At 38.7% G+C, this 12,403-nt stretch carries 10 protein-coding genes; all 10 read right to left on the minus strand.

From position 1 onward, the window contains the following. Positions 1 to 19: 19 nt before the first annotated feature. The 10 genes from HMPREF2933_RS03000 to HMPREF2933_RS03045 all read right to left on the minus strand — a co-directional run bounded on the left by HMPREF2933_RS03000 (position 20) and on the right by HMPREF2933_RS03045 (position 12,288). Entirely contained in the window at positions 20 to 475 is a 456-nt protein-coding gene (locus HMPREF2933_RS03000; RefSeq protein WP_070672476.1) for a NanQ anomerase/TabA/YiaL family protein, read from the minus strand. Between the two features lie 13 nt (positions 476 to 488). Continuing rightward, on the minus strand, positions 489 to 1,319 hold the full coding sequence (locus tag HMPREF2933_RS03005) for a carbohydrate ABC transporter permease (protein WP_003027230.1): 831 nt from the start codon (positions 1,317 to 1,319) through the stop codon (positions 489 to 491). Positions 1,320 to 1,335: 16 nt separating this feature from the next. Beyond that, complete coding sequence (locus HMPREF2933_RS03010; protein WP_024052868.1) at positions 1,336 to 2,223, minus strand: carbohydrate ABC transporter permease; 888 nt, start codon at positions 2,221 to 2,223, stop codon at positions 1,336 to 1,338. A 111-nt stretch (positions 2,224 to 2,334) separates the two neighbouring features. Beyond that, on the minus strand, positions 2,335 to 3,660 hold the full coding sequence (locus tag HMPREF2933_RS03015; RefSeq protein ID WP_024052869.1) for an ABC transporter substrate-binding protein: 1,326 nt from the start codon (positions 3,658 to 3,660) through the stop codon (positions 2,335 to 2,337). A gap of 45 nt (positions 3,661 to 3,705) precedes the next feature. Further along, entirely contained in the window at positions 3,706 to 4,410 is a 705-nt protein-coding gene (locus tag HMPREF2933_RS03020) for an N-acetylmannosamine-6-phosphate 2-epimerase (RefSeq protein ID WP_070584532.1), read from the minus strand. A 625-nt stretch (positions 4,411 to 5,035) separates the two neighbouring features. Further along, positions 5,036 to 6,187 carry an iron-containing alcohol dehydrogenase gene (locus tag HMPREF2933_RS03025; protein ID WP_024052871.1) on the minus strand — a complete coding sequence of 384 codons (1,152 nt, stop codon included), beginning with the start codon at positions 6,185 to 6,187 and terminating at the stop codon, positions 5,036 to 5,038. Between the two features lie 428 nt (positions 6,188 to 6,615). After that, positions 6,616 to 9,267 (minus strand): bifunctional acetaldehyde-CoA/alcohol dehydrogenase, encoded by a 2,652-nt coding sequence (gene adhE / locus HMPREF2933_RS03030; protein ID WP_024052873.1) that lies wholly within the window; start codon positions 9,265 to 9,267, stop codon positions 6,616 to 6,618. A gap of 363 nt (positions 9,268 to 9,630) precedes the next feature. Further along, positions 9,631 to 11,448 (minus strand): acyltransferase family protein, encoded by a 1,818-nt coding sequence (locus tag HMPREF2933_RS03035; protein WP_024052874.1) that lies wholly within the window; start codon positions 11,446 to 11,448, stop codon positions 9,631 to 9,633. Beyond that, a complete protein-coding gene (locus HMPREF2933_RS03040; RefSeq protein ID WP_024052875.1) occupies positions 11,438 to 11,851 on the minus strand; it encodes an MORN repeat-containing protein in 414 nt (137 codons plus the stop codon). The genes HMPREF2933_RS03035 and HMPREF2933_RS03040 overlap by 11 nt, the downstream gene beginning before the upstream one ends. A gap of 8 nt (positions 11,852 to 11,859) precedes the next feature. Then, positions 11,860 to 12,288, minus strand: a complete 429-nt coding sequence (locus tag HMPREF2933_RS03045) for a low molecular weight protein-tyrosine-phosphatase (protein WP_024052876.1) — start codon at positions 12,286 to 12,288, stop codon at positions 11,860 to 11,862. Positions 12,289 to 12,403 lie beyond the last annotated feature (115 nt).

Here is a 12,403-nt window from a genome sequence, read left to right on the forward strand (position 1 = left end):
TACCTCCTAATCAATTAGTTTAATCATTGAGCAAAACTTTTACGACACATTTTTTGACCTTATCACCTTTAGCAGCAAATCTATTGGGCTGATGTGGTTCGTTGGGCAAAAATGCAGCAAAATTCTGCTTGTCCAAATAAAGTGGATAGAGCTGCTCACAAATCACAAACCCAATATCCTTCTTTTTATCATACGATTCTCTTACTTCTTTTACTCTTGTGCCATATTGAATGACTTCATGCCCTTCCAAGAGAAAATGCAAATCCAGATAAGCTTGATGAAATTCACATTCATCTGTCACTTCGGAACTCAATTCATTTTCCTGCACAAACAGAAAGGATTTTTCTCCGTCAATCTCATACCGTCCCAACTCACAATCGTTTAAATTGTGAGTCAGGAGATAATCAATGGCACAATCCAAATTCTCATAGATACCTTTGTAGTGGGCGAGATTTTCCAATTCATCGAAAATCATTTGGTCAGCCTCCTTATCCTTTCACAGCTCCCATAGTAATACCTTGCGTGAAGGATTTTTGGAAGACAAGAAAGACGGTTACAATCGGAACAGCTGCCATAGCAGCACCAGCCATAATCAAACCGTAGTTGGTCGCCATTTCCGCCTGCATCGTTGCTACCCCTAGTGAAATCGTTAGATTCTGCCGCGATGTCAGCATGACCAATTGCATAAAGTAATCATTCCATGTATTGATAAAGGTAAAAATGGCAAGGGCAGCAAAACCTGGTTTTACAATTGGAAAAGCTACATTCCAAAAAGTCCGAATTTCACCACAGCCATCAATCTTAGCAGATTCCAACAATTCCGTTGGGATATTTTCACTAAATTGCTTCATGAGGAAAACCCCAAAAGGCCAACCGACAAGAGGCAAAATAACTGCAGCTAGTGTATCATGAATTCCCATAAAATTGACAATACGAACCAGAGGAACCAGCACAACTTGCTTAGGCAGAGCCATGGCAGCGATAAAAGTTGCAAAAAGGATTCGTTGACCATAAAAGCGTTTCTTCGCTAAAACATAACCTGCTAAGGAAGATGTGATACAAACCAAAAACATCGTTGCTAGTGAAATAAAGACACTATTCCACATCCATTGCAGGGCTGGGTTTTGCACCATCAGCTGTTGGAAATTTTCTAATGTTGGCATCTTAGGCCACCATTGAGGTGGAATGACAATCGTATCTGGCTGCGATTTGAAAGCCCCTGTTAAAATCCAATAGAAAGGAAAAACAAAGAGAACGGTCAACACCAAGAGAATAATCGTTGAAATTACCGTAAAGGCACTCATTTTTTTCTGTTTCATCTTGTCTCTCCTTTCTTTAATATTCGACGTCATTTCCAAGAATCTTGAATTGGGCAAAGCTAATCAAAGCAATCATGACAGCTAAAAATACCCCCATGGTATTGGCATAACCATATTCAGATAACTTGAAGGCTTTTTCATACAGGTAATACATCAATGTACTGGTTGAATAGTTTGGCCCTCCAGATGTCAATAGCTGAATCAAGGCAAAACATTGGAAAGAATTGATTGTTGTAATGATCGCAATATACAGAGTTGTTGGCAAAAGACTTGACCATTTAATCTTCCAGAAAACTTGCAGTTCTGTCGCTCCATCAACACGCGCAGCTTCTACCAATGAATTGTCAATATTTCCCATAGCAGCAATATAGAGAATAATAGGCTGCCCGACAGAAGTTGTCAGCAAAATCACAATAATCGCCATCAACGCCCAATGCTTATCACCCAGCCAAGAAATATTCTGGTTGATAACATGACCTGATTTCAGTACGAAATTCAAAATCCCTGACAGTGGGTCGTAAATCCATTTCCATACAACCGTTACAGCTACACTCCCTGTCACCACTGGCAGGAAGAAGACGAACCGATAAAATGACCGTGCAATCGCATTCTGACTATAGGTTTGAGAAGCCACAAACAAAGAGAACAACACAACAATTGGTACCGAACCAATAACAATAATCACCGTATTAATGAGAGATTTAATAAAGACTGGATCTTTAAACATTCGTGAGTAATTGTCCAATCCAACGAATGAAAAGGATGTCATAGAATAATTAAAGAAACTCGTTACAAATCCCATCACCATCGGTGCCAATACAAAGACAATAAAGAATAATAGAACTGGTGCCAAAAAAGCATAGGAAATCACCGTTTCTCTCATTCTTATTTTATTCACTTTCACATTCAACACCTCATTTAGCTAGAGGAGATACTGACCTCCTCTTTTTGATAAAAAATTCCCTTTTCCTATTTTATGAAACCAACAACAGAAAAAGGGAAATCGTTACATTATTTATTTTTTACTTTTTTTAATGGTTTCATTTGCTTTTTCTGTAAAGGTCTTCAAAGCAGATTCAACTTTTTCATCGCCATTTGAAACAGATTGCAACATTGGGAACCAGAGTGTTCTCATTTCTGCAAATCCATCAATCGTGTTGTAATATGGTGAATAATATTTTGTCCAAGTGTTGATTGTTTCCATCCGTTTGTCATTATATAATTTTCCAAATGAGGAACGGACTGGGAAGGCACCTGTACGAACAACATTTTTTGGCCCCCACTTTTTATCATCCGCAATAAATTTAACAAACTTTTTAGCAGCTTCTACTTTCTTTTTATCTTTATTGTTAAAGATGCCAAAGCCATTTACAAGGTATTCCAAAGCTGGTTTGCCATTGTCTGACGGGAATGGTACTTCAACAACTTCAACGCCACTTGCCTTCAACAATTTTGCTTGGATACCATTTTGCGCAGGTGCCCAAAGAACAGTATAAGAAGTTTGCCCATTCGCAAAGTTTTGAATATCTGCTCCACCATCGAATTGAGAGCCGTTTGTCATCAAACCATCTTTAATCCAGCTCACTACTTTGTTCAAACCTTTGACAAAGTTTGGACTGTCCGTTGTATATTTTGTCACCTTATCATCTGTTACAGAACCACCATAAAGATTTGAAATGAAAGCACGTGTACCTTGGTCACCACCTTGACCATTACTGAAGAGTGAGCCAGGAGTATACCCTTTAGCTTTCAATGCTTTTAATACTTTTTCAAAGTCAGCAGTTGTCCAGCCCTCTTTAACAAGGTCTAACACACCAGCTTCTTTCAGCATTTTCTTGTTCAATGCCATATAAAATGGCGCAGAGCTAATTGGATACATATAGGCTTTGTCACCAGCTTTGCTGGCCTGAATGATTTGATTGTTGTTAACATCTTTGACGAAGTCATCAGTAAAGAGATCATTCAATTCTGCCAATTTACCATTTTTACCATATTGAATAATCCGTCCTGGTGCGTCAAACAGCACATCTGGCGCTGTTCCTGCTTCAATAGCTGTTGTGATTTTTTCTGGACCAGATTTGAAGTCAATAGTTTCTAATTTCACTTTAATATCTGGATTAGCTTTTTCAAATGCTTTGATAATTTCTTTTTCATACGTACCAACACCATCGCTGGCCTTTTTTTGCGTGAAGACTGGGAAAGCCCACCAAGTAATCTCTGTCTTGCCAGAGGAATTTCCTGAATCAGCTGATTTGTTTGAACCACCTGAATTTCCACATGCTGCCAAAGATAAAATTGCAGCTCCTGCAACTAACGAACAAAGTATTTTCTTCATCCTCATATTGTTTCTCCTTTTATTGTCATCCTTTTTAGGATAAAATTGTTCCTACTTTTCACTTACTGCTGCAACAAAACGCTCTGTGATTTCTTTGGGACGCGTAATGGCACCACCCACTACAATTCCTCTAACACCTAGGTCATGAATGGTTTTGGCTTCACTCGGATAATGGATTTTTCCTTCCGCAATGACATCCAAACCTGCATCACATAAATTTTTTACTAAGTCAAAATTCGGTCCCTCGCATTGCAAACTATAAGAGGTGTAACCTGACAATGTTGTACCCACAAAATCCACACCTGCTTCTGCTGCAGCCACACCCTCTTCAAAGATACTCACATCTGCCATGAGCAATTGATGAGGATATTTTTCCTTCACTTGCTTGATAAAATCCGCAATCTTTAAACCGTCAAAACGTTCCCGCTTTGTACAATCAAAAGCAATTACTTCAATATCCAGAGATGCTAGTTCATCAATTTCTCGCATCGTTGCGGTAATAAATGGCTCTTGAGGTGGATAATCTCGCTTGATAATGCCGATGATTGGCAGCGAAGTAACCTCTTTAATTTCCTTAATATCCCGAACACTATTAGCTCGAATGCCAACAGCTCCTCCTTGTTCAGCCGCTTTTACCAAAAGGGGAATAACTCCACCTGCTTCAGTATATAGCGGTTCGTGTGGCAAGGCTTGACAGGAAACAATGATGCCATCTTTTATTTTGGCAATCAGCTCGTCTTTTGTCATTTGTGCCATAGGTAGCCTTCTCCTTTGCTATTGTAGATCAGTTTTTAAAGCGCTTTCAATCTTACGGTACTATTATAGCTGTTTTTCTAAACGCTTTCAATAACATCCGATATTTAGGTTCTAATTTCTGATAATGCTCACTTTTCTCTTAAATCTTGAAAGTAGTTTCAGAGAGATAATCATTTTAACATGATACTATCATTATCGCACATTGCCTCTGAGGCACGCAAAAGACTACATCTCTGCGAGCGCTATCTACCACATCGTCACAAGCTTTCCCCCAAGAATTTTCCAGAATGGAGACCTTATAATAGAATTAGCAAGGGGGAACGCTTTTTTCAGGAGTATCAGCCAGAGTCGCTTTTGAATAAAAGTTTAAAAGTTTCTCAGTGCTGGTGTTCTTTGCGATATTGTCCTGGCGTCCGTCTAAATTTCTTTTTAAAAAGTCCGTTGAAGTGTTTTATAATATTTTATGCCACGCGACTCCTCACAAAAGATTATCAGTCAATATTTGCCAATTTTATTTTACGAACGAACCAGAGGTAGGGGACATATTGGGCAAGCATAAAAATTGAAAACGTAAATAAGCTACCGAAAATTTCATCGGTAGCTTATTTTTATGATAAATCAGTGCTTAAAACAATTCTTTGTAAAGAGCAATCGTTTCTTCTAGGGTTGGCATAAATGGATTTCCTGGTGCACAAGCATCAATGAGTGCATTTTTAGAAAGGTATTCAAAGTCAAATTCCTCTTCTTTAATGTCCAGTTCTGTCAATTTTTTCGGAATACCCACAGTTGCTGATAATTTTTCAATTTCAGAAATGGCATAATCAGCGCATTCTTTATCACTTTTGCCTTCCGTATGGAGACCAAGAGCTTTTGCAACATTTCGGAATGCTTCTGGCACACGTTTTGCATTTTCACGCTCTACAACCGGTAAAAGCATGGCACAACAAACACCGTGAGGAAGATTGTAAACTGCTCCAAGTTGATGAGCCATAGAATGTACATAACCTAGCCCAGCATTATTAAAGGCCATACCACCTAGGAAAATCGCATTAACCATCGCTTCGCGTGCTTCAATGTCATGGCCATTTTCAACAGCACATGGCAAAAATTCTTTAATTAACTCAATTGCACCAATAGATAATTTTTTCGTTACATTGTATGCACCTGGTGTTACCAAAGCTTCAACCGCATGTGTAAGGGCATCCATACCCGTTGCAGCCGTCAAAGCTTTTGGTTTTGAAATCATCAATTCTGGATCATTTACTGACAGGAGTGCAAGGCTATTCTTGTCAACCATAACCATTTTCACTTTACGCTCTTCATCAGTAATAACATAGTTAATCGTGATTTCAGCTGATGTTCCTGCCGTCGTATTGATTGCTACAACCGGCAAGCCTTTTTCCTTTGATTTGTGAACACCTTCGTAATCTTGCGGACGCCCACCATTCGTTGCAAGAATTGAAATACTACTTGCAGCATCTTGCGGCGAACCACCACCAAGTGAAATAATAAAATCACAATTATTATCTCGCAAAACAGCTAAACCATCTTCAACATTTTTAACAGTTGGATTCGGATCAACATCACTAAAAACGACATACTCAATGCCTTCCTTATCAAGTGGTGCAGTTACCTTAGGTAAAATGTCACTACTTGCAATATAATGGTCTGTCACCAAGAGAGCTTTCTTATACCCCAACTCTTTGATATGACCACCTATTTCATTAATCACACCACAACCAATAAGATTAACTGATGGAACATAAAATACTGACATTATATGTCCTCCTTATTTCTTATAAATATCATCTATTTTAGAAACCGCTTACACAGCTATATTATAACACTCATAATGCTTTTTGCAACATCAACTTTTCATTATTTTAGTATCAAATTTACAGATTCAAAACTTATCAGTCTATTATGATATTTTAAGGCAAAGAGAAGTATAAGATTTTCTGTATACACAATGACATCGTCCCTATCAAATACCAACAATTGAAACATGACCGCCCTCCTTTTTTCACAACTAGTTTACAGGAAAACGCATACAATATTAAGCGAGAGAAAGGACACTCTCTCCAAATAGAAAAATCTCCCTACAAAAGCAGGGAGATAGTTACTGATAAACTGATTTATGTCTAAAAATCTGAATACATTGTCTGTACAATGACGAACGATTCAAATTAGAACAAACTTTACTGTCTATTTACGATGTCCTGGACGTTCTGCATAGCCATAGTAGGCATCAGCCATAATTTCTTCCATGTCAGTAACTATTGGCAAGCGTGGATTTGCTGGTGAACATTGGTCTTCATAAGCAAGAACGGCAATATCATGTAAGCTATCTTTCCAAGTTTTTTCATCAATACCTTGATCTTTAAAGTTCATCTTGATACCAACCGCTACACCAAGGTCATAAACAGCTTTGGCATACGCTTCAACCGCTTCTTCTGGTGTTGAGCAAGGAAGACCTAGCATACGAGCAATATCTTGGAATTTTTCATCAGCTTTCCAGTAATTGTACTTAGGCCATGTTGTAGTTTTAGATGGACGAGTTCCATTGTAACGGATAACATAAGGAAGTAAAATAGCATTTGTACGTCCGTGAATGGTGTGGTGAACAGCACCAATCTTATGCGCCATTGAGTGACTCATCCCAAGAAAGGCATTTGCAAAGGCCATACCAGCCATTGTAGAGGCATTGTGCATCTTTTCACGGGCTTCTGGGTCAGCCGTTTTTACAGATTTTTCCAAGTATTTGAAGACTAACTTGATAGTTTGAAGAGCAATACCATCTGTATAGTCATTGGCAAAGTTAGAAGTATAAGCTTCAGTTGCGTGTGTCAAGACATCCATACCTGTGTCAGCAGCAATAAATGCTGGAACAGATTCTACCAAAGCAGGATCAACAATTGCAATGGTTGGTGTCAATGCATAGTCAGTGATAGGGTATTTACGATTATTTGCCTTATCAGAGATAACTGCAAACGGTGTTACTTCTGAACCTGTACCAGATGTTGTTGGAATACCAATATACTGTGCTTTCTTACCAAGTGATGGGAATTTGAAGGCACGTTTGCGGATATCCATGAATTTTTGAACGAGGTCACCAAAGTCAACGTCTGGCTGTTCATAGAACATCCACATACCTTTAGCCGCATCCATTGGTGAGCCACCACCAAGGGCAATGATAGTGTCTGGTTCAAACGAGCGCATTACTTCAACACCACGACGAACTGTTGTGATATCTGGATCTGGTTCAACATCTGAAAAGACTTGAATCGTGACTTTGTTTTTACGAAGATTCAACTGGTCAATCACACGTTGTACAAAACCTAGTTTTTCAATTGATTTATCGGTAACAATCATGACACGTTCGATACCTTCGCAAGTTTGAAGGTATTGGATTGAGTTACGTTCGAAGTAGATTTTTGAAGGAACTTTAAACCATTGCATATTATTTCTACGTTTTCCTACTTTCTTGATGTTAAGAAGGTTGATAGCTGATACGTTATCACCAACTGAGTTGTGTCCGTATGAACCACATCCAAGTGTTAATGATGGAATGAAGGCGTTGTATACATCACCGATACCACCAAAGGTAGATGGAGAGTTCCAGATAATACGCATTGCTTTTATTTCCGTACCGAAACGTTTTGCAAGAGCTTCGTCTTTTGTATGGATAGCAGCTGAGTGTCCTAGACCATTAAATTCAACCATTTGACGAGCTTTTTTAAGTCCATCTTCAGTATCTTCAGCTTTCAAAACTGCAATAACAGGTGATAATTTTTCACGAGTCAATGGTTCTTTAATTCCAACTTCTGCACATTCAGCGGCCAAGATATTCGTACCTTCTGGTACTTTGAATCCTGCTTGCTCAGCAATCCACGTAGCTGGTTTACCAACAATATTTGGGTTCAATTTTGCACCAGCGCAGTTCTTGCTGTTAGCTTTTGCACCAAAACAGAATTCTTCCAAAAGCGCTTTTTCTTTCTTGTTGACAAAGTAAGTATGGTAAGATTTGAATTCTTCTACAAATTCATCATAGATTTCTTTATCAATGATCACGGCTTGCTCAGATGCACAGACCATACCATTATCAAATGATTTGGACATCACGATATCATGTGCTGCTTGGCGGATATTTGCTGATTTTTCAACGTAAGCTGGAACGTTACCAGCACCAACTCCAAGAGCAGGTTTGCCGCATGAATAGGCAGCTTTTACCATGGCGTTCCCACCAGTCGCAAGGATTGTTGCAATCCCTTCGTGGTTCATCAAAGCTGTTGTTGCTTCCATAGATGACTGTGTAATCCATTGAACACAGTTTTCAGGTGCACCTGCTGCAATCGCTGCATCACGTACGATTTGTGCCGCATGAGCAGAAGATTCTTGAGCAGATGGGTGGAAAGCAAAGATAATTGGATTCCGCGTTTTCAACGAAATCAATGATTTAAAAATCGCTGTTGAAGTTGGGTTGGTCGTTGGAGTGATTCCGCAGATTACTCCGACCGGTTCAGCAATTTTCGTTAAACCTGTAATAGGATCATCTTCAATCACACCAACAGTTTTAACACCACGCATATTGTTAACAACATGTTCGCAGGCAAAAAGGTTTTTTGTTGCTTTGTCTTCAAAGACACCGCGACCTGTTTCTTTAACAGCATGTTCTGCTAAGATACCATGTGCATCAAGAGCAGCAACTGAAGCTTTTGCAACAATGTAGTCTACTTGTTCTTGATTTAATTTTCTCATTTCTTCCAGAGCAACTAGCCCTTTTTGAACGAGTTCGTCAACATGCTTTTCAGCAGCTAACTTTTTTTCTTCGGGAGTTAATGTTTTTTTATCAGCCATGTGTTCCTCCAATGGTTTTTAGGATTTTTATAAACCCTTTGTTAAATTTTTCACAAGATTATTATACCTTATTTTTTTTCTCTTGTAAACAGTTTCATGCAAACTTCACAAACTTTTTCTTTTATATTGTGAAGTTATTTCAAAACATGAGTTTTCTATTATATTTAAAAACATTGTTTGTGAATTTTAAAACATAAAATTATATATTTCACATACTTTTTCAAGATTTCCTAAAACAAAAGTTATGTAAAAAAGAGCATTTTTGCCATGTATTCCTCCACCCTCGTTCTACCCTACTATCCTTTTTACAGTACACAAAAGTCATGAATCGCAAAGCAATCCATGACTTCTAATTATTTACTACTATTTCTTCACCGTTCCTTTTTTCACAGCTTCATCAATGGCTTGTTTAACGGTTTGTGCATAGAGCTCACCGCCCTTGGTGATTGTTGTTGTCTCCGAGCCAAAGTGCACATAGTCAGTTCCGTACCAAATTTCTGGGTGTTCGATAGCAGTTTGATACCAATCCGCTACAAATACATAATCGTATTTTTTCGCCAATTCCAACTCATACTGACGTGTTTTGACTGCCAAGCTAGAAGCGTTATGTGCTGTGCGACCATCATACGGCGTCACTAAAACCAAACGATGTCCTTTTGGTAATTTCTCAATAAATTGATTGAGCAAACTTTCGTAGTTATCAACCGTATTGGTTCCCAAGGCTAAGACGACTGTCTCCAGAAGCACCTTGTTTGAAATATCAGTTTGATAGACTTGCAAGCCCGATTCTAAGTTTCGACTGACCGCTGCATCCACTTGAATTCCCGGCATAGCCTGCTTGAGCCATTCACTTGCTCGCAAAGCTACCGAATCTCCGATAACGGTCGTACCCTTTGCTACATTGTATTGACTGGCACTCACATTATCAGCTTGGGTACGAGTGATCTGCATTTTACTGTCAGCTTGATTTAACCCATTGACGAGCAAATTTTCTTCAAAAGCACCAATTTTCGGAGCAGTCACAATCATGACCAAAGCGACCAGTGTTAATGGAATCAAACTATAAAATACAGGTGTTGTGATTTGCTTGATGTCCATCTTCAAGCCAAATACTTTTGGCTCTCTACCTGCTAATGTCGGCTCCAATAGATAGAAAGAGAAAGCCGCCAAAGCAAAAGAAAGCACGGTTGTTAATAGAACTGCCCATCCATTGCTCATCAATTGGGAAAAGATGATGTAAAACGGCCAATGGAACAAATACACACCATAGCTCGTATCTGCAATAAATGTGATAACGGGCGGCTCATCAACATGTGGCGTCTTCTCATGGAGCACACGTGTTGCCAAAATCATCACCACCGAAAATACCGTTGCAAGAAGAAAACCAAACAGATAAGTCAATAAATTATCAAATCTCAGGAGGAACGTTAATAACAGCAAAGCTGCAAAACTACCACCAAGTAGATAAAAGGTCTTTTTCAAATCAAGCGCCTGCTCCATTTTACGAAAAGGTGCTCCCAAATCACTCACACCCGAAAGTGTCGCTAAAATACTTCCTGCAAAAAACGGGAAGATATGCGTGAAACTTGAAAAGTAAATCACAGAAAAGTTTGAAGAGAAGAAACTTCTGACAAACATAGAGAGAAAACTAATCAAGAACAAAGCAGATGATAAAAGAAAGATAATACCACGAAATTGCCCAATGGTTTTACTTTTCTTCGCTAAATACCATGTTGCCAAGCCCCACAAGATATAGTAGTGCATCTCCAAAGCCAAGCTCCATGTGTGCACAAAGAGATGTTGGATAAATTGACTCTCGTAATTTCCACCAGACAAAATTTCATAAAAATTTGTCACAAAGCCGAGCACAGCAGCGATTTGCGTCCCAATACCAGCCACAAAATCCTTCCGAATCAACAGGGTAAAGGGCATGACAATCAAAATCATAAAGACAAGCGGTGGCACAATCCGATAAAAGCGACGTCTCAAGAATCCTTTAACATCAATGTCTTTGTCTCTGGCAAATTCATCAATCAAGAGAGATGTAATCAAAAAGCCTGAGAAAGTGAAGAAAATATCCACACCAATAAAACCGCCAGGAAAAGCTTTCTGGAAGAAATGGTAGAGCAGGACTAGAAGTAACCCTGTAATCCTCACTAATGAAAACCATTTAACGCGCATTTTGATAAATCCCCTGTTTAAACTTTCCCTTGTAGACAACATTATTTTCTGTTGTTAATTTGCCTTGACCATCTGCTTGACCATTTACAAAATTTCCTTCATACTTCCAGCCAGCTTTAGCTGTAAAAGTTCCTTTCCCATTGAAAGTTCCATTTTTAAAATAGCCTTTATAAACATCACCATTCTTAAAAGTCAATGTTCCTTGACCATTCATTTTACCACGGACGAGACTGCCATTATATTTGATTGTTCCTTTATCCAAGGTCAATGCCCCTTGACTGGGAATACCTGATGTAAAAGCCACCATCGCTGATAGGACAATAACCGTTACTGCTAGCAATTCCAAGTTATGCCTTGTAAGATAAATTTTGTACTTTTCGTAAAATTCTTTTAATGCGTCCATTCTCTCCACTAATCTTCGCTCTTTATGCGCTCAATCCATTTCTGACAGCCTGCCAAGACAAGCTGATAAGTTTCATCAAAATCACCTGTGTACCAAGGATCTGGCACACTTCTCTCTTCAAATTGAAATACTTTCTCCAGATATTTTCCCGGTGCGATTTTCCTCAAATCTTGAAAATTGGATTCGTCCATTCCTATAATATAATCAAAGTCTACAAAATCCTGCTGTGAAATTTGTTGAGAAGTTTTGCTTTGGTCGTAAGGAATGGCATATTTCTTAAAAATCGCCTGCGTTCCCGAATGGATTGGATTACCATGCTCCCAATCAGAAGTCGCACGACTTTCAACATAAACACCATCTGTCAAATCTTTCATCACAAATTCTGCCATTGGACTGCGACAGATATTTCCCAAGCAAACAAACACAGTTTTTTTCATAGCATAGACCTCTTTACTATTATAACAAAATCTAAAAAAATAGGAATTTAAACCCCTGAGAATTTTTGAATTCTTTTAAAAACACAAAAGCCGCCGATTGGGCGACTCTTATAGG

The sequence above is a fragment of the Streptococcus sp. HMSC066F10 genome (genome assembly GCF_001813805.1).
GTDB classification, from domain to species: domain Bacteria; phylum Bacillota; class Bacilli; order Lactobacillales; family Streptococcaceae; genus Streptococcus; species Streptococcus vaginalis.